The sequence below is a fragment of the Pseudomonas morbosilactucae genome, assembly GCF_023241715.1.
GTDB lineage: Bacteria > Pseudomonadota > Gammaproteobacteria > Pseudomonadales > Pseudomonadaceae > Aquipseudomonas > Aquipseudomonas morbosilactucae.
Window position 1 is genome coordinate 1 of the sequence record NZ_JALQCW010000015.1, and the last position, 20,759, is coordinate 20,759.

The following is a 20,759-nucleotide window of genomic DNA, read 5'->3' on the forward strand; positions in this document are numbered from 1 at the left end:
CATGGCGCGCTGGTCCGGCAGTTCATGCAGGTGGCCGTGGCCCAAGTGCAATTGCTCGCGGCGGTTGGTGGTGGAGATCACCAGCATCGGCACCGAGTCGGCGTACGCCTGGCCCATGGCCGTGAGGATGTTGCTCATCCCTGGGCCGGTGATGATGAAACACACCCCGGGCTTGCCGCTGGCCCGGGCATAACCGTCGGCCATAAAGCCCGCGCCCTGCTCGTGCCGCGGGCTCACATGGCGCAAACGGCTGCCGTGCAGGCCGCGATACAACTCGACGGTGTGCACCCCGGGAATCCCGAACACGGTGTCTACGCCATAACCTTCGAGCAAACGAACCAGGGACTGGGCACAGCTGATCATCGACGAATCCTCTTGTTCTTTTGGGTCGAACGCCAGCCTGGGTTCGACGACTTTCAAGGGACCTTAGTCGTTAGGCGCAGCACCGAACAATCGAAAAAAATCCGCACGACTGCGCAATAAAATTCACGCTTTGCCGCCACGCCGAGGTTCCGGGTGCAAGCGGGTGATGCCATGCAACTGGGATTTGACCCACTCACTGAAGGCCTGCACCACCGGGCGCTCGGCCTTGAGCTGATCGGCCACCAGGTAGTAGCCGCGATTGGATTCGATGGCGGTTTCAAAGGGCTGCACCAGCAGCCCCTTGGCCAGGGCCTCGCCACTGATCAGGTTGTCGCCCATGGCGATGCCCTGGCCGGCGATGCAGGCCGACTGCACGAAGTGCGCATCGGCGAACACGATACCGCGACGGACCTCGACATTGGGCGCCCCGGCCGCCGCCAGCCAGACCCGCCAATCGGAATAGTCGAGCATGTGCAGGAGCAGCGCGCTGTCCAGGGCCTCCAGGCTGTTAAGGCCGCCCATGGCGTTCACCAGCCGCGGGCTGCACACCGGGAAATAGCGCAGGGAAACGATTTTCTGCACGTGCTGGTTGGGCCAGTCGCCCATGCCGTAGGCGACGAACAGGTCGGCGCTGCTGTCGCTGGTGTCCCCGGGGGTACGCGGCGATATCAATTGCAACTCGATCTGCGGGTACAGCGCCTGGAATTCGGCAATGTGGGTGCACAACCAATAGGTGGCGAAACCCGCCGGGCTGCTGATGCACAGCCGGCCGCTGACTTGCTGGCCATCGGAGCGCTGGCCGGCTTCGAGGATATTGGCCAGCAACAGGTGAATGTCCCGGGCGTAGCGCTCGCCCTGGTAGGTGATGCGGATGCTCCGGCCCTGGCGTTCGGTCAGGGCGAACCCCAGGGTCTGCTCCAGGCTCTTGATCTGGTGGCTGATGGCGCTGGGGGTGAGGTTCAGCTCGTCGGCGGCCTCGGCCACGCTGCCCAGGCGCGCCACTGCATCCAGTGCACGCAACGCTGTCATGGAGGGATAACGCATCACCGATCAAACCTCGAATAGCCGGAAACCAGGCCCGCACGATAGCCGCAATCGGCCCCCGGACAAAGCCTGGGGATTTTTTGATCACGGGCCTGATTGCTGAAAAAAATTACCGGGTCCGGCTAAAAAACCTCGATTGACCCCTCGCCCGCCATGGCTAATTCTCAAGCCCTGTCCCCGGCCAGCTCCCCCCGGCCATCGCACAATAACAAGAGGGTCGAGCCTTGCAATCGCAGCCCAATTCCGTCAATCCCGTGGTGGCGATCGACGCTCTGCACAAGAGCTACGCCGATCACCATGTGCTCAAGGGCATCGACCTGCGCGCCAATGAAGGTGAAGTGGTGTCGCTGATCGGCTCCAGCGGCTCGGGCAAAAGCACCCTGCTGCGCTGCATCAACCTGTTGGAAATTCCCTGCAGCGGCAGCTTGCGCATCAATGGCGAAGAGGTCCGCCTCAAGCACGACCGCGCCGGTAACCCACGGGTGGCCGACCCGGCCCAGGTCGCACGCCTGCGCACCCAATTGAGCATGGTGTTCCAGAGCTTCAACCTGTGGCCCCATCGCAGCGTCCTGGAAAACGTCATCGAGGCCCCGGTCTACGTGCTCGGGGAAGACCGCAAGGACGCCATCGCCCACGCCGAACACCTGCTGGAAAAAGTCGGCCTGGCCGACAAGCGCCACGCCTTCCCGTCCTTCCTCTCTGGCGGCCAGCAACAGCGCGTGGCCATTGCCCGGGCCCTGGCCATGCGCCCGCAAGTCTTGCTGATGGACGAGCCGACTTCGGCCCTGGACCCGGAACTGGTGGGCGAAGTGCTCAAGGTCATCCAGGGCATTGCCGAGGAGGGCCGCACCATGATCCTCGTGACCCACGAAATGGCCTTTGCCCGGGACGTCTCCAGCAAAGTGATGTTCCTCCACCAAGGCCTGGTGGAAGAAGAAGGCCCGCCGCAACAGGTGTTTCTCAACCCCAACAGCGAACGCTGCCGGCAATTTGTCATGGCCCAGGACAACCGGGTCTGAAACGCCGCCGTACGCCGTGATAACAACAACTTCGATAAAGGGTAAAAACCATGAAAAACCTGCTCAAGGTCCTCGCCACGGGTTGCCTGTTCAGCGCCCTGGCCAGCCACGCCGTGGCCGCCGACAAGATTGTTTTCGGCATTGCCCTGGAACCCTACCCGCCGTTTTCCATGAAGAGCGGCAACGGTGACTGGAGCGGCTTCGAGCCGGAACTGATCAAGGCCCTGTGCGAGCGTATGCAGGCCCAGTGCCCACTCAAGGAAGTGGCGTGGGACGGTTTGATCCCGGCCCTGCAATCGAGCCAGATCGACGTCATCCTCAACTCCCTGAGCATCACCGAAGAACGGCAGAAGGTCATCGATTTCTCCGAGCCCTACTACCAGACCCCGGCCATGTGGGTCGCCGATAAGAGCCTGGAACTGGTCACCACCCCCGAAGGGCTCAAGGGCAAGCTGATCGGCGTGCAGGGTTCTACCTCCAACGCCACCTTCGCCAAGGCCTACTACGCCAAGGGCTCGACCCTGCGCTACTACGCCACCCAAGACGACATGATCGCCGACCTGCAAAGCGGCCGGATCGACGTGATGCTGGCCGACGCCCTGACCATCGAACCCATCCTCAAGTCGACCGCCGGTGCGGGCCTGGCAGACAAGGGCCTGGCGCCCAAGGACCCGCTGTTCGGCTCGGGCATCGGCGCGGCCATGCGCAAGGGTGACAGCGCCCTACAACAGCGGATCAACACGGCCCTGGCCGCCCTCAAGGCCGACGGCACCTACGACCAGATCCGCAGCCGCTATTTCAGCGTCGACATCTCCGCCAACTGAGGCACCCGGCGAGCCCGCTGTGGCGGGCTCCTGGCCGTGACTGGATAGCTCATGATCGCTTTGTCCGACCTTTCCCAACTGTTTATCGCCGACGGCTGGCTCGGTGCCCTGGCCCAGGGCGCCCTGGTGTCGCTGCAGATTTCCGCCGGCGCCTTCGTCCTCGGCCTGGGCATCGGCCTGCTGGTGGCGATGATCAAGCTCAAGGGCCCGCGTTGGCTGGTGAACCTGGCCAACGTCTACACCACCCTGTACCGGGCGATGCCGGAGCTGCTGCTGATCCTGCTGCTCTACTACGCCGGCACCGACCTGTTGAACCTGGCGATGGCCGCCATGGGCCAGCCCAGCGTCACGGTCAACGGTTTTATCGCCGCGGTGCTGGTGCTGGGCATTGTCCAGGGCGCCTATTCGGCGGAGATCATCCGGGGCGCGATCCTGGCCATTCCCTACGGCCAGATCGAGGCCGCCCGCGCCTACGGCATCGAACGCTGGTTGCTGCTGCGGCGCATCCTGCTGCCGAGCATGCTGCCCTACGCCATGGCCGGCCTGACCAACCTGTGGCTGGTGCTGGTCAAGGACAGCGCGCTGATCAGCATCGTCGGTTACAGCGAACTGCTCTCGGTGGGCAAGCAGGCTGCCGGCTCCACCAAGCATTACCTGGTGTTCTACCTGGCGGTGGCGGCCTTCTACTTCGTCATCACCCTGGTCTCCGGCGGCGTGTTTCGTCTCCTCGAGCGTCGCACCAATCGCTGGCTGCCCCAGCACTAGGAGGCTGTGATGGATTTTTCCTGGATTCACGGTTTTGCCGGCGAGCTGGTCCACGGCCTGGGCATCACCCTCAAGCTCTTGGCCCTGAGCGGCCTTTGCGGGTTTGCCCTGGCGGTGCTGGTGGGGCTTGGGCGCATGTCCCACAACCCGCTGATCAGCGCGCCGTTGCGCTTCTACATCAGCGTGTTTCGCGGCACCCCGTTGCTGGTGCAGATCTACATCCTTTACTACGGGGTGGGCAGCCTGTTCGCCGCCTACCCGCCAATTCGCGGCAGCATGCTCTGGCCTTACCTGCGCGAAGGCTTCTGGTACGTGGCCCTGGCGCTGACCCTGAGCGTCGGCGCCTACGTCGGCGAAGTGCTGCGCGGCGGCCTGCGTGCGGTGCCCCGGGGCGAACTGGAAGCCGCCCGCGCCTACGGCATGGGCCGCTGGCTGGTGCTACGGCGGGTCTGGCTGCCCCGCGCCCTGGAGCTGGTGCGCCCGACCCTGGTGGGCGAATGTGTGCTGCTGCTCAAGGCCACCGCCCTGGCGTCCACCGTGGCGGTGACCGACCTGCTGGGCGCCGCCAACCTAGTGCGGGCGCAAACCTTGAACGTCTATGAACCCTTGCTGGCCGTGGCCCTGATCTACATCGTCCTGGCCTTTGTCATCGAAAAACTTTGTGCACGCCTGGGCCAGGTTCCACAGCGCCAGGCCTGACTTTACTTAGCGACGCGGGCCCTGACGCCCGTGAGGAGCACACATGCGTTACTCACCTTTTGTCCAGCGCATCAGCGGCGAATCCGTCAGCGCCTGGGATATCCACTACGCCGCCATCGACGCCCGCGGGCGGGGCGAGGATGTGATCGTCCTCAGTGTCGGTGACCCGGACTTCGCCACCGACAGCCGCATCAGCGCTGCGGCCACCGCGGCCCTGGAGCAAGGCGACACCCACTACACCCACGTGCTGGGCCGGCCGTTGCTGCGTGAAGCCATCGCCGCCAAGCAGAGCGCGTTGCTGGGGCTGCCCGTCACGGCCGACAACGTGGCCCTGGTGGCCGGTGCGCAAAACGGTCTGTTCGCCACCTCGTTGTGCCTGTTCGACCAGGGCGATGAAGTGCTGGTGCCAGAGCCGATGTACCTGACCTACGAGGCCTGCATCCATGCGTCAGGGGCGCGTATCGCCTGTGTCGAACAACCCGCATCTGGGGGCTTTCGCCTGACCGCCGGGGCCCTGGAAGCGGCCTTGAGCGACAAGACCCGGGGCATCGCCCTGGCCACGCCGTGCAACCCCACCGGCAACGTCTACAGCCGTGAAGAGCTGGAAGCGGTGGCGGCAGTCGCACTCAAGCACGACCTGTGGGTGATCTCCGATGAAGTCTATGGCCAGCTGACCTACGACCGCCCGCACCTGAGCATCGCCTCGTTGCCGGGCATGGCCGAGCGCACTGTTGTCCTCAACAGCCTGTCGAAAACCCACGCCATGACCGGCTGGCGCGTCGGCTGGGTCGTTGCGCCGCCAGCCCTGGTCGGGCACCTGGACAACCTGCTGTTGTGCATGCTCTACGGCCTGCCGGGGTTTGTTCAGGAAGCCGCGCTCAAGGCCCTGGAACTGGATGAAGAGGTGGTCAGCGAGGCTCGCCGGATTTACCGCCGGCGCCGCGACCTGGTGGTGGCGGGCCTGAAACAGGTGGCGCTGCTGGACTGCCGGGAGCCTGAAGCCGGGATGTTCATGCTGGTGGACGTACGCCGTACCGGCTTGTCGAGCATGGACTTCGCCTGGCAGTTGTTCCGCGCCACCGGGGTTTCGGTGCTCGACGCCCAGGCGTTTGGCAGCAGCGCCCAGGGTTTTGTGCGGATCTCCTTCACCGTCGCCGACGAAGTGCTCAAGGACGCCTGCCAGCGCATCGCCGCCTTTGTCGAGGGCCTCGGCGCCCCACGCTGATTCAATCGCGAGGGAGCCCGCTCCCTCCACGGTCGCACCCCGACCCCTTATAAAAATACTGTTGCGCCTGACTTTTTCGCCCCCTTTTGAAGGGTACCCCTGCTTGAGAGGTTGACCCCAGTGACTGCTTCCGACCAATTCACCTCCACCCACAGTGCCCTGGATCAGTACGCTGAACGGGTGCTGCACAACGGCCGCTTCTACACCCTGGACCCGGCGCAACCCTGGGCCGAGGCCGTGGCGATCCGCAATGGCCGTTTGCTGGCCGTGGGCAGCCGCCAATCCCTCGCCTCGCTGATCGGCCCCAACACCCACGAACTGGATTTGCACGGGGCCTTTTGCATGCCCGGGCTGCACGACATGCACACCCACCCGGACCTGGCCCTGGCACCGCGCTACGCCGACGATTTGGACGTGGGTATCGAAGACCCGACCCCGGAACAGCTGGCGGCGGCGATCCACGCCTACGCCGACAGCCACCCGGGGGACGGCTGGATCTATGGTCAGTACTGGGTGCGCTACACCTTCCGTGAAGCCGGCCTGACCCCGGGCCGCGACTGGCTCGACAGCGTGATGCCGGACCGTCCGGTGGCCCTGCTGGACCGCATGTGGGGGACCATGATGGTCAACTCCAAGGCCCTGGAGCTGGCGGGCATCGACCGCCACACCAGTGACCCGCGCAACGGTTACCTGGAGCGTGACGAACTGACCGGCGAGCCCAACGGCCTGATGATTGACGGCGCTTACGCACTGATCCATGCCGCCATGCCGCCGACGCCCGTGGCGGTGCTGCGCCGTGCCTACCGCGATGGCGTGCACTTCCAGACGTCCCGCGGGGTCACTGCCACCAAGTACGTGCACGTCTGTGAAAACCGCCTGCAGGCTCTCAAGGAACTGGACGATGCCGGTGAACTGACCTTGCGGGTCGAGGCGGCCATCAGTTGGCAGGACGACATCTTCCCGGTGCGCCGACGCTGGGAACTGCTGAGTGGCGAGCGACATTTCTATCGCAGTGCGCGCTTGAACGCCAACGCGGTGAAATTCCACTTCGACGGCACCGTGGAACCCAAGTCCTCGTACCTGTTGACGCCCTGGCCACAAGAATCTAGCTGGCGCGGCAAGCTCAACCTGACCCCGGAGCACATCACCGACATGGTGGTGGACATGGACAAGCGCGGCCTGCGGGTGATTGCCCACTGCACCGGCGACGGCGCCTCTGATGTGTTCCTCGACGCCGTGGCCGAGGCCCGGCGGCGCAACGGCTACAGCGGCATCCGCCATCAGTGCGCCCACAGCACCCTGCTGCACCCGGGCAACCTCAAGCGTTTCCAGGAACTCAACGTCATCGCCGAGTTTTCCCCGGCGGCCTGGTACCCGACGCCCTTCGCCAGCGGCGCACGCTCCGGCTACGGCCAGGAACGCCTGAAACGCATCTACGACTTCAAGGGTGTGCTGGCCGCCGGTGGCATTGCGGTGATGGGCACCGACTGGCCGGTGGCGTCCATCGACCCCTGGCTGGCCCTGGAAACCATGGTCACCCGGCAGAACCCGTGGAACCAGGAACCCGAGACCTTCGGCGAGCCCATCAGCCTGGAGCAGGCCCTGCAAGTGGCGACCCTCAACGGTGCCCACGCCATGGGCCTGGAGCACCTGACCGGCAGCCTGCAAGCCGGCAAGTCGGCGGATCTGATCGTCCTCGACCGTGACCTGTTCGCCCAAGAGCCGCGCAACTTTATCCACCGCACCCAGGTGGAGCTGACCTTTATCGAAGGGCAACTGGTCTATGACCGCCAGGGCAGCTTTGCCGACACACCGTTGCAAGCGGTGTGGCAAGGCGAGCCGCCAGTGATCGAGAGCACTCCATCATGAGCAGCCCGAACAGCATTCCGGTCACCGTGGTCGCCGGCTTTCTCGGCGCCGGCAAGACCACCCTGCTCAACCGCATGGTGCAACGCGCCGATGCCGGGCGCATGGCGGTGATCGTCAACGATTTCGGCGAGCTGAACATCGATGCGGCGATCATCGCCGAGGTCACCGACGCGGTGTACAGCCTGCAGAACGGCTGCATCTGCTGCACTGTGCAGGAAGACTTGCTGGCGCAACTGGTGAGCCTGTCGAAACTGCGTCCGGCCCTGGAACGCATCGTCATCGAGTGCAGCGGCGTGTCCGACCCGCAGCGCATCGTGCAAACCATCGGCTACCCGCAACTGCGCGGTCGCCTGCACCTGGACGCCGTGGTGACCCTGGTGGACGCCAGCGGCTACAGCCAGCTGGAAGGCGAATTCGCTCGCTTGTCCCGGGCCCAGGTGGCGTGCGCCGATTGGGTGCTGCTGAACAAGGCCGACCTGGTCAGCCCGGAACAGTTGCAGAGCATCCGTGCCGGCATGGGGCGCGGCGCCCAGGTGTTCGAGACCGTGCAAGCGCAATGGCCCGACGACGTGTTGCTGTCGGCACCGGAGCGCTCCAGCGAGGTCTTGTTCCGGGCCCTGCCCCAGACCCACGACCAGTTGTTCGAAAGCTGGGTCTGGACCGGCAACCGGCCGCTGCCGGCCAAGGCCCTGCGCGACTGGCTGGCGCAATTGCCACCGGAGCTGCTGCGCCTCAAGGGCCTGGTACGCCTGGAAGGCAACGAACAACCCTACTGGCTGCAACACGTGGGCAGCCGCAGCCAGTTCAGCCTGGCCACTGGCCAACCCATGGAACAGGCCGCGCAATTGGTGTTCATCGCCCGGCACGGCAGTGAGCTGCGGGCCGATCTGGAGGCCGGGCTCAGGGATCTCCAGGCGCTGTAACTTGGAGCATTGGCAGTGCCCCCCCTCTCAGTCAGCGCCTGGCGCTGGCGGGGTCGAGGGCTTCCAACCGAGCAGGGCCAGCAGCAGCGAGAGCAACTGGAAGCCGATGATCAGCGCCACGCAACCTGGCCACCCCCAGTGGTTCCAGAGCACGGCCGGCAGCACCGCACCGACACTGCCCCCCAGGTAATAGCAGGTCAGGTAAATCCCCACGGCGCCGGCCTTGTTGTGGCGGGCGGTGGCGGTGGTGAACGCGCTGGCGGCGGCTTGGGCAAGGAAGACCCCGGTGGAACTCAAGGCCAGGCCGAGCACAATCAACCACAACGAGGGCAGCAAGGTCAGCAGCGAACCGCTGACCCCGAGCAAGGCCGCCAGCCGCAATAACTGCGACTGCGGCCGGGCCTTGCTCAAGCGCCCGGCGATGGGGATCACCACCAGGGCCAGGAGGAACACGGTGTAGATCGATCCCAGCGCTGCCGTGCCCAGCTCAAAGGGCGCCTGGCTGAGGTACAGGCCCGCGTAGGTGAAGGTCGCGACTTGCGAGAACAGCACGCAGAAACCTACGCCATAGGCCGCCAGCAAGGGTGGGCTGCGCAGTTCTCGGGCAGCGGCTCGCGGCGCCACTGGCGCTGGCAGCGCTCGGGGTGGATTGGCCGGCAGCAGCCCGTAAATTCCCAGGCTCAGGAGCAGACTCAGGCCGGCCAACAGCTCAAAGGCCATGTGCCAGTCGGCGTACTCGGTCATCACCCCGGTGATCAAGCGCCCGGCAAACCCACCCAACACCGTCCCGGCCACATAGAGACTGGTGACTTCGGTCACGCTACCACCGCTCCAGCGTTCGCCGATGTAGGCCACGCTGGTGGCAAACACCACGGGGATCAGCAAGCCAATTACGAAACGCCACCACAACAGCTCGCCAAAACTGCCGGCATGGGCCGCCAGCAGAGCCGGCAGGGCCAGGGCCAAGGCGGCACCGGTAATCACCTGTCGCTGCGGCAGATGCCCAAACACTCGGCTGACAAAGGGCGCGCCCAGCGCCACCCCGAGCGTGGTGGCCGTGATGCTCCAGCCGGCCTCACGGATGCTCACCTGAAAGCCGCTGACAAATTCCTGGAGAATGCTCTGGGTCGAGTACAGATTGAGAAACGCCGCACAGCCGCAGAGAAACAGGGCGATGCGGGCAGAGCCGGCACGGGGACGCATAAAACCACTCGTTGAAAGACCAAGCGCCTTTATAGAATGCAGCGGTTGTGGATCACCAATACCGAATTCGGACCGATCAATACCACAGGGATCAGCATGCTCGACTTACGCCGCTTGCGTTACTTTCTGATGGTGGCCCAGGAGCTGCATTTTGGCCGCGCGGCCCAGCGGCTGCACCTCGCGCAACCGCCCCTGACCCGGCAGATCTCGGCCCTGGAACACGACCTGGGGTTTCGCCTGTTCGATCGCAGCAGCCGTGCCGTGACCCTCACCGCCCAGGGGCGCTGCTTCCTGCCCTACGCCCGGGCGGTGCTGGAACAGGTCGAGCAGGCCAGCCACATGGCCCACAAGCTGGCCGCCGGAACCGCCGGCCAGCTGACCCTGGGCTACGCCAGCTCGATCGCCCTGGCGGACGGTTTCAGCCAGGCATTGCAGGTGTTCGGCCAGCGCTTTCCGGACGTGCAATTGCGCCTGGTGGAAGGCGCCTCGGCAGGCCAGTGGTCACAGATTCTCGATGGCCGCATCGACATCGGCCTCAGCCGCCTGCTGCCCCCTGGCGAGCAGAACGAGGTCCAGGTACTGACCCTGGAAGCAGAACCCCTGTTGGCGGCGCTGCCTGCCGATGACCCCTTGGCCGGGCATGGGCCACTGACCCTGGCCCAGCTCAGCGAACGGCCCTTGATCCTCTACCCTGCCGACTACGGCTCGGGCTTGAACCAGTCCATCGAAACACTCTTCCAGCGCGCGGGCCTGACGCTGAAGACTGGCCCCCGTGGCTTGCAGATCACCTCGATCATCGCCCTGGTCGCCGCCGGCCAGGGCGTGGCGCTGGTGCCGGCATGCACCCAGGCCCTGGCGAAGGCCGGCGTGGTCTACCGCCCCGTGGCCGATCAGGCCGCCGTCGCGCCCTTGTTGGTGCTGACCCGAGCCCGGGAACGCAGCGTGCTGGTGGAGGCGTTCCTGGCGGTGATCGAGCAGTGCCTGGGCGCCCACTGAAGCCTTGCGCCATGGGGGCTGCCGGGCATGCTGGCCCCTTGACCCGGCGCGGCCCTCCATCATCCATTTCCCCGGTTGTCCTGTTGCTCCGTGACAACACCGTCCCCGTCCAATAGATTAGGCGCCCGAAAATGCCCCCGGGCTTTTCGTGCCTTACACCTGGTTAAACGAAGCAGTGGATTTTCAATGCCTGACTCCAACATCGATGCATCCGTAAGCGCCCTGTCGAACAAGGCCGAGTACGAAAACGCAATCAACCTTTCCCAGCACGTGCCCCAGGCCAAGACCATCAGCGAGATGGTCCTCGACGCCTTTCACAGCACCAAGGAAAGCGAGCAGATTCGCGAGCTGCGCGCCGCGATTCGCCAGGCCCACGACAGTTTTGACGACGACACCGCCTATGACCTCATGGGCCAGCTGAAACAACTCAAGGACGCCGAAGCCTCGGACATCGCCGCCCTGGAGAACCTCAGCAGCCAGTTCCCCATCAGCCGCATCCTGTCCAGCTACAAGGACGACCCGGCCTTCCAGGAACTGGTCTACGGCCTGGCCCTGAAAGTGCTGAACCAGACCCACCAGGCCATCAGCAACCCAAGCGGCAGCAAGGGCAAGGCCGCACGGCCGAAGAAAGAAATGGAAGTGTTCGCCATCAGCAAGGACGGCATCAGCGTCACCCTGCCGATGCGCCCGCGCTCCAAGGCCAACGTGGACCGTGAAGCCTACGAGTTCCTCGGCTTTGCCTTTGTCGGCGAAGGCGACGAAGCGGAACTGGAAAGCGAAGTGTTCTTCGACAAGGACGGTAATGAACAGCCGGCCACCCGCAAGGCCATCGTCACCGCGATCCAGCAGCAGACTGCCTTCGAAGGCTATAGCGCCGCCCAGCAGTAAGCCCCGCGAGCAGCAACCGACCCCGAACTTCCTTGCGAAGTCGGGGCTCGGCCTCGCACCTCAACGCTCCCCGTAATCCGCGATGGGGTACATCGCACACAAGGCCTCGGTCTGTCGGCGGAACTGCGCCTGCACGGCGGGCTCCAGGCCGTGCTTTGGCTCGCTCTGGGACATCACCTGGTCCAGAATCCGCGCAATCAGCTCGACGACCTGGCGGCAACCCTGGGGATCGATACGACGCTGGGCCAAGGAGCCCGTACCGATGCACAAGCCATTGGCGACAAACGACGATCGGTTTTCCCCGGGTGCGCGCTTTTTTTCCACGATGATGCCGCACCCTTCCAATGCCGCCTGCGCAACGGAACCGGTGATGCCCCCACGCAACCGCAGCACAATCGCATGGTTCTCCGTGCCCCCTCCCACCACCTCGTAGTCCTGCGCCATGAACGCGCGGGCCATTTCATCCGCGATGGTCCGCACCCGCTCCATGTCGGCATCGAACGCCGGAGACAGGGCGTACCCAAAGGCAGCGGCCTTGGCAGCAATCATGTTGACTGCCGGCGCCCCCTGCATTCCGGGAAATACCGCTTGATCGAGGATGCGACTGAAGGTCGACCGCAAACCGGGCACCTTGGTGTGGGCGTCCCGCCCCGAAAGAATCAGGCCACCGCGAGGCCCGGCGAGTTGCTTGTGGGTGCAGGTGATCGTGACGTGCGCCAGATCGATAGGGCTCGGATGCCGCCCCGTGGCCACCAGCCCCGCGATGTGGGAGATGTCCGCGAGCAGGATCGCCCCTGCCTCATCGGCAATCCCACGCAAGCGCTGGAAATCCACGGCCCGCGAATAGGCCGTCGCACCGCACATGATGATGCGCGGCCGATGGGCAAGCGCCAGTTCGCGCACTTCGTCGTAGTCGATGACGCCCTGAGAGGTGGTGCCGTAGCGGATCGCCTTGTAGTTGGCTCCCGTAAACGCAAGAGTGCTGCCATGGCTAAGGTGCCCGCCATGATCAAGGGCCATGCCCAGAACCGTATCCCCAGGCTCTAGCAGGGCGCCCAGCACCTGGTAATTGGCGCTTGAGGCCGAGTGTGATTGCACGCCCGCGTATTGCGCAGCAAACAACTCTCGCGCCCGGCGGACAGCCAGGGCCTCGACCCGATCAACGTTCTCGCAACCGGCGTGATTGCGCCTGCCGGGAGTGCCCTGCGCGGTGACATTGACCAGCGCCGAGGCGGCGGCGGCCAGGGTTCGGGGGCTGGCCGCGCAGGAAGATGAAACCAGTGACAGCGTGCCGTGTTGACGCGTCACCTCAGCGTCCAGGATCGTTGCCAGTTCGGGGTCTTCTGCTTGCAGATCGGCCAAGCCACGCCGCAGCAGGTTGGCCTGGTTCCTGAGTGGTTCAGTAGGGGGGGTCATTATTCTGTGTTCCGTCCTTGTGTCTTGCGTGCCACGAACGACAGCACGCTTCCTGGGTTTCACGTTCGTTGATGCAAATCAGGCTGAGCCGAGCCTTGGCTCAGCCTGTATGAGGCGCAACAGAATTAATCAAAAAATTAAACACAACACAAATTAAATGATGCTTTTCTTTGAAGCGGAGCAACATTTACCCTGTGTTGTCGCTGAACCTTCACCAGCGAAACCATGAAGACCAGTGCCTGGGGCTTTATTGTCATGGCTGGCGCATGCAACACTTATCCGCCTCGGCGCCCCCCCCAATCGGCCTCCCCACGAGTTGAGTGCCCAACATACCGACAGCGACATATCCCAGGACGGATATCGGCTGGCTAAAGGAGTAGCAGCGAGTGGCTAAACACAACGAAAACGCCTGACAAACTCTTGTCGCAATGTTTGAGCTATCGGCCCTGAGTAGCTGAATGCCATGCACGGCACCCTCGTGATGAACGACTGAATGCGTAATGACTATAAGGAAGTGGTGAGCATTTTATGCACAGAAGAGAAAGGACAGCGTATTTAAAGAGCAATATTAAATACCTGATAAAAAGTCGCGGTGAAACGCAACTGTCTTTATGCAACGCCAGTGGCCTGACCAGAACCACCATCTACAACATTCTGGAAGGCAAAGTTACCAATGTGCAGCAATCCACCATTCGCAAAATCTCTGACTTCTTCGGTGTGTCCTACGGAGAAATAGAAACCGTCGACTTTGAAGAGAAAGAGATTATCGAGAGCAGTATTTCTCCTCAAGGCAACATGAACCCCGCGGCCGTCCCGATTATCAAGGAAAGCCTGTTGATGGCCAACATGGACAGGCGGATTGGTGAACTGGCCACGCTGTACCCATTGACCTATTACTTCGGCACCTGCTGCAACTTGATAGCAGTACTGCTGGAGAACGACATCAGCGATGTGAATGAGCCTGGTGATCTGTTGATCGTTCAAAAAGGTTCGTCGACGGATGACAGAGAAAAACTGGCTTACGACAGACTGACGAAGAAACTGATCATCATGAATACGCCGTGCTCCGACTCTGATCGCATGTGTGTAGTGGGCGATATCATCGAGGAGCGATTCAATGACAGCGTATGAAGGCGAGTTCGAGAACAGCAAATACAAACTGCTGGGTTTTGAAAACAATAAAAACCTGGCGGTGATCATGGTCATCGCCACGGGCAAGGTCATCAAAATCAAGCTACGCGAAGTACTGAACAGCGAAATAATGGACAATTTGAATAAAGCGGAAATCAAGAATCTGTATAAAAAGTTTTATTCCCAGGGAGGGGCTCTGACCGCTTACGACCTGAACGACCGCCACGAAAACTCATGGATGATTTACATCATCCTGAACCTGCTGCTGTTTACGTTTTATATTTTCACCAGCATTGCTGCGACCAAACCGATTTACCTGGAGTCGCTTGATATCATTATCACTCCGGGCACCTTTCTGTATCCCTTGACCTTTCTGATCGTTGACTTATTGAACGAGAACTTTGGACTCAGGCTTGCAAGAAAGGCCATTTTATTTGCATTTGCAAGTAACGCCATGATTATCATCTTGCTCTACGGCTCGACGTTTCTTCCCGGTTTGCCAGGCTGGAAACTCGACACGCCTTATAACGACGTGATCCTCCATGTGTCTTCTGTTTTGGTCGCCTCTTCGGTCTCTTTTCTCGTTTCTGAAAATATAAACTCATACCTGTTGTGCAAGATAAAAGAGCTGACCAACTCCAGGTTCCTCTTCCTCCGAATATTCTTGAGCACTTTATTTGCGGTCATCATCGACAGCTTCCTGTTTTGCTACATCGCTTTTTATGGCGCCATGCAAAACAGCGATATCCTGAACATGATCTATGTGCAGATTGCCATCAAAGTGTGCTTCGCGTTTTTCAATATCTTGCCAGCCTACGGTGCAAGGTCGTTGTTCAGACGCTACATCACAGACGGCCAGACAAAGTAATACGACGTAATCACCCTCCTCAACACTCGCCTGCCAGGCAGGCGCAGTGTTGAACTCCATCAACGCGCCATAAACCCTTACTTCAGCGCCAGCTTGTCTTTCAAGCTGTTCAGGGTCTCGGATCGGCTTTCAAGATACTGATTCAAGCCTTTCATTCGAAGGTTGCACGCATCGCAGTTGCCGCAGCCGCTGCCCATGATGCCGTTGTAGCACGTCAGCGTCTGCTCACGAATCAAGTCCAACTGGCCGTGGTAATCCGCAAGCGCCCATGTCTCTGCCTTGTTCAGCCACATCAGCGGCGTCTCAAGGCGCAGTTTGTATTCCATGCCCAGTTCAAGGGCCTTGTTCAAGGCTTTTACAAACTCATCCCGGCAATCCGGATAACCCGAGAAGTCGGTCTCGCATACACCGGTAATGACGCTTTCAGCCTTTACCTGATAGGCATAAATAGACGCCAGCGTCAGAAACAGAATATTTCTTCCTGGCACAAACGTACTGGGCAAGCTTTCGCCGGAGCTGTTCACCGTCGGAACCGGAATATTGTCCCGGGTGAGGCTGCTGATCGCCAATTCGTTCAGCAACGAAGCATCCAGTACCTTATGGACGGTCGCCCCCAGGTGTTTTGCAAGCCGCTGGGCTGTTTCTATTTCCGCGTGGTGACGCTGACCATAGTCAAATGTAATGCAGTGCACCTCGTCGTAGAGGGGCAATGCGTGAATCAGGCAGGTGGTCGAGTCCTGTCCGCCACTGAAAACAATCACGGCTTTTTTCTTCATCATCGTGCTTCCTGCATCTCTAGAGCCATTTGAATAACGTAAACAGCCCACGGATGGGCTGCTCATAAAATACCCCGCACCTCTCTCGAAGGCGGGGCTTTTTTGTCCTCGGGCGACAGGCTCAGGCCTTCGAAGCCCGGCCAGCCATGCGCAGGAGGATCTGCCGATCACCCTTGACGCAGTGCAGGACCACCGCGCCAATGTGGCCGACGATCAGCACCAGCAGGGTCCAGCCCAGCAGGCTGTGGAAGTTGCTGCCCAGGTCGATCATCCACTGCACTTTCTCCCCCTCGAACCCCGCCATCACCGGCAGGCCGAACGCCGAAAACGCCCGGCCCGAGCCGTACTGGCGCAACAGCCCGAGAAACGGGATGGCGAACATAAAGCCGTACAGCACCAGGTGCCCCAAGTGGGCGCCGAGGTTGATGCTCGGTGGCCGGCGGTGCCGGTTCAGCAGGCTCCAGACCACGCGCAGCACCAGCAGGCCCATCAACAGCAGGCCCACTTGTTTGTGGGTCGGCCAGAGGAACTTGTCCAGCGCCGAATCGGAGAGCAGGTAATGGGCGCAGGTGGTGCAGTAGATCCAGGTAAAGGCCAAGGCCATGGCCCAGTGCAAGCTGCGACTGACGACGCCGTAGCGGGCCTTCGAGTCGGTCATTTCAACGCTGTTGTCCATTGCATCCACTCGGTTTTCAAACTCAAGGCCGCAATTTTACGGGAGCCGGGTAGGTGCTTGGGAGCTAAAAGATATAAATGATGTAAACCCCAGCAGGCTCACGATTCAACCAAGGAGCTGGCAAGGGGACAAAAAACGCGCAAAAAAAACCCCGCACTTCTGTCGAAGGCGGGGTTTTCATCGGCCGGTGCAGCTTAAGGCGCGTAGGTCAGCAGCAGTTCAGTCGGTACCTTGAAATCCAGGGACATCATCACGCTCAGCGCGGTGATGGTGAAAATCGAGAAGACGAAGAGCTTGCGGGCCCAGACGGTGTCATCCACCGCCTTGTAGCCGGTCCAGGCCATGTACAACCAGTACATGCCCATGGCGGCTGCCACAGCCAGGTAACTCATGCCGGCGTAACCACTGAAGGTCAGCATCAGCGTGGCAATCAGGAACGCCAGGATGTAGAGCAGGATGTGCTTCTTGGCCACCAGGATGCCGCGCTTCACCGGCAGCACCGGAATCGATGCGGCCAGGTAATCGTTGAAGCGGAAGATCGCAATGGCATAGGAATGCGGCATCTGCCACAGACTGAACATCACCAGCAGGGTCAATGCCGCCATGTCGAAGCTATTGCTCACGGCCACATAACCGATCACCGGTGGCATCGCCCCCGACAGACTGCCCACCAGCGTGCCGTGAACCGACTTGCGCTTGAGATACAGGCTGTAGAAGCCGACGTAGATGACAAAACCGATGACCGCGAACAGTGCGGCCAACGGATTGGCCACGCGGTACAACAAGACCACGCCAGCGATGCCCAGGATGGTCGCGTAGACCAAGGCCAATTTCAGGGAGATAAGGCCCTGGACCAGCACCCGGTTCTTGGTGCGTTCCATCTTCAGATCAATGTCGCGGTCAATGCAGTTGTTGAACACGCAACCAGAAGCGACGACCAGGGACGTGCCGATCATTGCAGCCAGGAAAATGGCCAGATCGACATGCCCCTTGGAGGCCAGGAAGAAACCGCCTGCCACAGAAAGCACGTTACCGAAAATGATCCCCGGTTTGGTGATTTGGATAAAGTGCTTGAGCGACATCGGTTCTTACCTCACTTCGCCATCATGTAGGTGTGGATGCTGAACATGATCCACAACGACAGGCCAACCAGCAGGACGATCACAATGGCCGTGAAGACAAACGCAATCACGTTGTTACGCTGAGCCTGGGAACGGTCCAGGTGCAGGAAGTAGTACAGGTGAACAACCACCTGGATCACTGCGAACAACAACACGATGGCCAGAGTGGTGGCCTTCGGCAGGGTCGGGTACATCACCAGGCCGAACGGGATGATCGTCAGGATCACCGACAAGATGAAGCCGATGGCGTAAGACTTTACGCTGCCGTGGCTCGCATCATGGCTGTCATGGGAGTGTGCATTAGCCATTACAGAGTCCCCATCAAGTAGACAACGGTGAAGACGCAGATCCAGACCACGTCCAGGAAGTGCCAGAACAGGCTCAGGCAGCTCAGGCGGGTCTTGTTGGTCGACGTCAGGCCATGCTTGTTGACCTGGTACATCATGATCGCCATCCAGATCAGACCCGCACTCACGTGCAGACCGTGGGTACCGACCAAGGTGAAGAACGCCGACAGGAAGCCGGAACGGCTAGGACCGTAGCCCTCGGAGATCAGCAGGTGGAACTCGTTGATCTCCATGGCGATAAAGCCAAGGCCGAGCACGAAGGTCAGGCCCAACCAGGTCAGGACGCCCTTCTTGTTACCCCGGTAGAACGCCAGCATGGCGAAGCCGTAGGTGATCGAACTGAACAGCAGCAAGGCGGTTTCGCCCAGTACGTAAGGCAGTTCGAAGATGTCGTGGCCCGACGGGCCACCCGCTACGTTGTTTACCAGTACCGCGTACACCGCGAAGATCGACGCAAACAGGATGCAGTCGGTCATCAGGTAGAGCCAGAAACCGTAGACGGTCATCTCGCCCGCGTCGTGGTGGTCATCGTGCCCATGGTCATCGACATGGGCGTGTCCAGCATTGGTCACTAAGTTCGACATGGTTTAAGCCTGTTCCAACGAGGTTTCAACACGGTTGGCCGGAATCTTCTTCTCGGCTACCAGGCGAGCGTGCTGCTCGGCTTCGATGCGTTCGATCACGTCGACCGGCACCATGTAGCCTTGATCATCACGAGCCGCGTGGATCACGAAATAGATCACGGTGCCTGCCAGGCTTGCGATGGCCAGCCACCAGATGTGCCAGATCATGGCGAAACCGAAGACCGTCAACAGAGCGCCCATGACCACACCGGTAGCGGTGTTGTTTGGCATGTGGATCGGCGAGTAGCGAGCCGGTTTCTGGTACGCGGTACCGTCTTCCTTGGCTTCGGTGAACGGGTCGATCGTGGTGGCTTTCGGCAGCACGGCGAAGTTATAGAACGGCGGTGGCGACGAGGTCGACCATTCCAGGGTGTGAGCATTCCATGGGTCGCCCGACACACATTCGTTCTGCTTGCGGTCACGGATACTGACGTACAGCTGGATCAGCTGGCAGGCGATACCGATAGCGATCATCACCGCACCGAACATGGCGACGTACAGGTACGGCACCCACTCAGGGTTGGTGGTGGCGTTCAGACGACGGGTCATGCCCATGAAGCCCAGTGCATAGAGCGGCATGAACGCGACGAAGAAGCCCGAGATCCAGAACCAGAATGCAGCCTTGCCCCAACCTTCGTGCAGCTTGAAGCCGAACGCTTTCGGGAAGTAGAAGCTGAAACCTGCGATGTAGCCGAATACCGCGCCGCCGATGATCACGTTGTGGAAGTGAGCGATCACGAACAGGCTGTTGTGCAGTACGAAGTCAGCACCCGGGATGGCCAGCAGTACGCCGGTCATGCCGCCGATAGCGAAGGTCACCATGAAGCCCAGGGTCCACAGAACCTGGCTGGTGATGCGCAGGCGGCCGTGGTAGATGGTGAACAGCCAGTTGAATAGCTTCACCCCCGTCGGGATCGAAATCAGCATCGTCGCCAGGCCGAAGAAGGCGTTGACGCTAGCCCCCGAACCCATGGTGAAGAAGTGGTGCAGCCAAACCATGAAGCCCAGTACCGAGATCGCGCCGGAAGCGTAGATCATCGAGTGGTGGCCAAACAGACGCTTGCCGGAGAAGGTCGAGATGACTTCGGAGAAGATCCCGAACGCCGGCAGAATCAGAATGTAAACCTCAGGGTGACCCCAAGCCCAGAACAGGTTGACGTACATCATTGGATTGCCACCAAGTTCATTGGTGAAAATGTGGAAATCCATGTAACGGTCAAGCGTCAGCAGTGCCAGGGTAGCGGTGAGGATCGGGAACGAAGCCACGATCAGCACGTTGGCCCAGGTGCAGGTCCAGGTGAAGATCGGCATGTCCATCAGCTTCATGCCAGGGGTACGCATTTTCAGCACGGTGGCCAGGAAGTTGACCCCCGTCAGCGTTGTCCCTAGACCCGATAGCTGCAGTGCCCAGATGTAGTAATCCATCCCCACGCCCGGACTGTATTGCAGCCCCGACAACGGCGGATAGGCGACCCAACCGGTCTTGGCGAATTCGCCGACGCCCAGGGACAGGTTGATCAGCACGACGCCGGAAACCAGCAGCCAGAAGCTCAGGGAGTTGAGGAATGGGAACGCAACGTCACGCGCGCCGATCTGCAGCGGCACTGCCAGGTTCATCAGGCCGGTGAAGAAAGGCATCGCCATGAAGATGATCATGATCACACCGTGGGCGGTGAAGATCTGGTCATAGTGTTCAGGCGGCAAGTAGCCCGGCGAACCCTCGGTGGCCATGGCCAACTGGGTACGCATCATGATGGCATCGGCAAAACCACGCAGCAGCATGATCATGGCGACGATGATGTACATCACACCGATTTTCTTGTGGTCGACCGAAGTCAGCCACTCGGTCCACAGGTAGGTCCACTTCTTGAAGTAGGTGATTGCCGCAAACAGCGCCAGACCACCCAGCGCGATCATGGCGATGGTCACCATCACGATCGGCTCGTGGAACGGGACCGCTTCCCAACTTAATTTACCAAACAT

Annotated in this window: 21 protein-coding genes; 11 read left to right on the forward strand and 10 right to left on the reverse strand. The window is 61.2% G+C overall.

Features of this window, described 5'->3' with window-relative positions:
- Both M1B34_RS08195 and M1B34_RS08200 read right to left on the reverse strand, forming a co-directional pair.
- Window positions 1-363, reverse strand: a 363-nt coding sequence (locus M1B34_RS08195) for a thiamine pyrophosphate-binding protein (RefSeq protein ID WP_268264831.1), incomplete at its 3' end; no start/stop codon positions are given.
- Window positions 364-486: 123 nt separating this feature from the next.
- The gene (locus M1B34_RS08200; RefSeq protein ID WP_268264832.1) at window positions 487-1,407 is read right to left on the reverse strand and encodes a LysR substrate-binding domain-containing protein; all 921 of its coding nucleotides are present in this window, start codon (window positions 1,405-1,407) and stop codon (window positions 487-489) included.
- A 224-nt stretch (window positions 1,408-1,631) separates the two neighbouring features.
- Here M1B34_RS08200 and M1B34_RS08205 point away from each other — a divergent pair, with 224 nt between their 5' ends.
- The 7 genes from M1B34_RS08205 to M1B34_RS08235 all read left to right on the forward strand — a co-directional run bounded on the left by M1B34_RS08205 (window position 1,632) and on the right by M1B34_RS08235 (window position 8,731).
- On the forward strand, window positions 1,632-2,426 hold the full coding sequence (locus tag M1B34_RS08205; protein ID WP_123337636.1) for an ABC transporter ATP-binding protein: 795 nt from the start codon (window positions 1,632-1,634) through the stop codon (window positions 2,424-2,426).
- A gap of 50 nt (window positions 2,427-2,476) precedes the next feature.
- A complete protein-coding gene (locus M1B34_RS08210) occupies window positions 2,477-3,250 on the forward strand; it encodes a transporter substrate-binding domain-containing protein (RefSeq protein ID WP_123337638.1) in 774 nt (257 codons plus the stop codon).
- 51 nt (window positions 3,251-3,301) lie between these two features.
- Window positions 3,302-4,015, forward strand: coding sequence for an ABC transporter permease (locus M1B34_RS08215; protein WP_123337640.1), 714 nt, complete (start codon window positions 3,302-3,304; stop codon window positions 4,013-4,015).
- 9 nt (window positions 4,016-4,024) lie between these two features.
- Window positions 4,025-4,714: an ABC transporter permease gene (locus M1B34_RS08220; RefSeq protein ID WP_123337642.1), complete on the forward strand. Its 690-nt coding sequence runs from the start codon at window positions 4,025-4,027 to the stop codon at window positions 4,712-4,714.
- Between the two features lie 43 nt (window positions 4,715-4,757).
- Window positions 4,758-5,939 carry a pyridoxal phosphate-dependent aminotransferase gene (locus tag M1B34_RS08225; RefSeq protein ID WP_268264833.1) on the forward strand — a complete coding sequence of 394 codons (1,182 nt, stop codon included), beginning with the start codon at window positions 4,758-4,760 and terminating at the stop codon, window positions 5,937-5,939.
- A gap of 120 nt (window positions 5,940-6,059) precedes the next feature.
- Window positions 6,060-7,808, forward strand: coding sequence for an amidohydrolase (locus M1B34_RS08230; RefSeq protein ID WP_123337654.1), 1,749 nt, complete (start codon window positions 6,060-6,062; stop codon window positions 7,806-7,808).
- Window positions 7,805-8,731, forward strand: coding sequence for a CobW family GTP-binding protein (locus M1B34_RS08235; RefSeq protein ID WP_123337656.1), 927 nt, complete (start codon window positions 7,805-7,807; stop codon window positions 8,729-8,731). The genes M1B34_RS08230 and M1B34_RS08235 overlap by 4 nt, the downstream gene beginning before the upstream one ends.
- Before the next feature lie 27 nt (window positions 8,732-8,758).
- Here the strand turns inward: M1B34_RS08235 and M1B34_RS08240 are convergent, their stop codons facing one another.
- Window positions 8,759-9,934 (reverse strand): MFS transporter, encoded by a 1,176-nt coding sequence (locus M1B34_RS08240; RefSeq protein ID WP_268264834.1) that lies wholly within the window; start codon window positions 9,932-9,934, stop codon window positions 8,759-8,761.
- A gap of 96 nt (window positions 9,935-10,030) precedes the next feature.
- Here M1B34_RS08240 and M1B34_RS08245 point away from each other — a divergent pair, with 96 nt between their 5' ends.
- Both M1B34_RS08245 and M1B34_RS08250 read left to right on the forward strand, forming a co-directional pair.
- Window positions 10,031-10,930 carry a LysR family transcriptional regulator gene (locus M1B34_RS08245; RefSeq protein WP_268264835.1) on the forward strand — a complete coding sequence of 300 codons (900 nt, stop codon included), beginning with the start codon at window positions 10,031-10,033 and terminating at the stop codon, window positions 10,928-10,930.
- A gap of 186 nt (window positions 10,931-11,116) precedes the next feature.
- Window positions 11,117-11,818 carry a hypothetical protein gene (locus M1B34_RS08250; RefSeq protein WP_268264836.1) on the forward strand — a complete coding sequence of 234 codons (702 nt, stop codon included), beginning with the start codon at window positions 11,117-11,119 and terminating at the stop codon, window positions 11,816-11,818.
- Window positions 11,819-11,878: 60 nt separating this feature from the next.
- On the opposite strand, the gene M1B34_RS08255 is transcribed toward M1B34_RS08250, so the two are convergent.
- Window positions 11,879-13,234 (reverse strand): serine hydroxymethyltransferase, encoded by a 1,356-nt coding sequence (locus M1B34_RS08255; RefSeq protein WP_268264837.1) that lies wholly within the window; start codon window positions 13,232-13,234, stop codon window positions 11,879-11,881.
- Window positions 13,235-13,762: 528 nt separating this feature from the next.
- Here M1B34_RS08255 and M1B34_RS08260 point away from each other — a divergent pair.
- Entirely contained in the window at window positions 13,763-14,365 is a 603-nt protein-coding gene (locus M1B34_RS08260) for a helix-turn-helix transcriptional regulator (RefSeq protein ID WP_268264838.1), read from the forward strand.
- Window positions 14,352-15,233, forward strand: a complete 882-nt coding sequence (locus M1B34_RS08265; protein ID WP_123337666.1) for a queuosine precursor transporter — start codon at window positions 14,352-14,354, stop codon at window positions 15,231-15,233. Before M1B34_RS08260 ends, M1B34_RS08265 begins: the two co-directional genes overlap by 14 nt.
- Before the next feature lie 77 nt (window positions 15,234-15,310).
- On the opposite strand, the gene queC is transcribed toward M1B34_RS08265, so the two are convergent.
- The 6 genes from queC to cyoB form a co-directional block, all read right to left on the reverse strand.
- A complete protein-coding gene (gene queC / locus M1B34_RS08270) occupies window positions 15,311-16,009 on the reverse strand; it encodes a 7-cyano-7-deazaguanine synthase QueC (RefSeq protein ID WP_123337954.1) in 699 nt (232 codons plus the stop codon).
- Between the two features lie 121 nt (window positions 16,010-16,130).
- A complete protein-coding gene (locus M1B34_RS08275) occupies window positions 16,131-16,685 on the reverse strand; it encodes a cytochrome b (RefSeq protein ID WP_123337668.1) in 555 nt (184 codons plus the stop codon).
- Between the two features lie 194 nt (window positions 16,686-16,879).
- Window positions 16,880-17,767, reverse strand: a complete 888-nt coding sequence (gene cyoE, locus M1B34_RS08280; protein ID WP_123337670.1) for a heme o synthase — start codon at window positions 17,765-17,767, stop codon at window positions 16,880-16,882.
- Between the two features lie 11 nt (window positions 17,768-17,778).
- Entirely contained in the window at window positions 17,779-18,114 is a 336-nt protein-coding gene (cyoD, locus tag M1B34_RS08285; RefSeq protein ID WP_123337672.1) for a cytochrome o ubiquinol oxidase subunit IV, read from the reverse strand.
- Entirely contained in the window at window positions 18,114-18,737 is a 624-nt protein-coding gene (locus M1B34_RS08290; RefSeq protein ID WP_268264839.1) for a cytochrome o ubiquinol oxidase subunit III, read from the reverse strand. The genes cyoD and M1B34_RS08290 overlap by 1 nt, the downstream gene beginning before the upstream one ends.
- Before the next feature lie 3 nt (window positions 18,738-18,740).
- Complete coding sequence (gene cyoB, locus M1B34_RS08295) at window positions 18,741-20,759, reverse strand: cytochrome o ubiquinol oxidase subunit I (RefSeq protein WP_268261291.1); 2,019 nt, start codon at window positions 20,757-20,759, stop codon at window positions 18,741-18,743.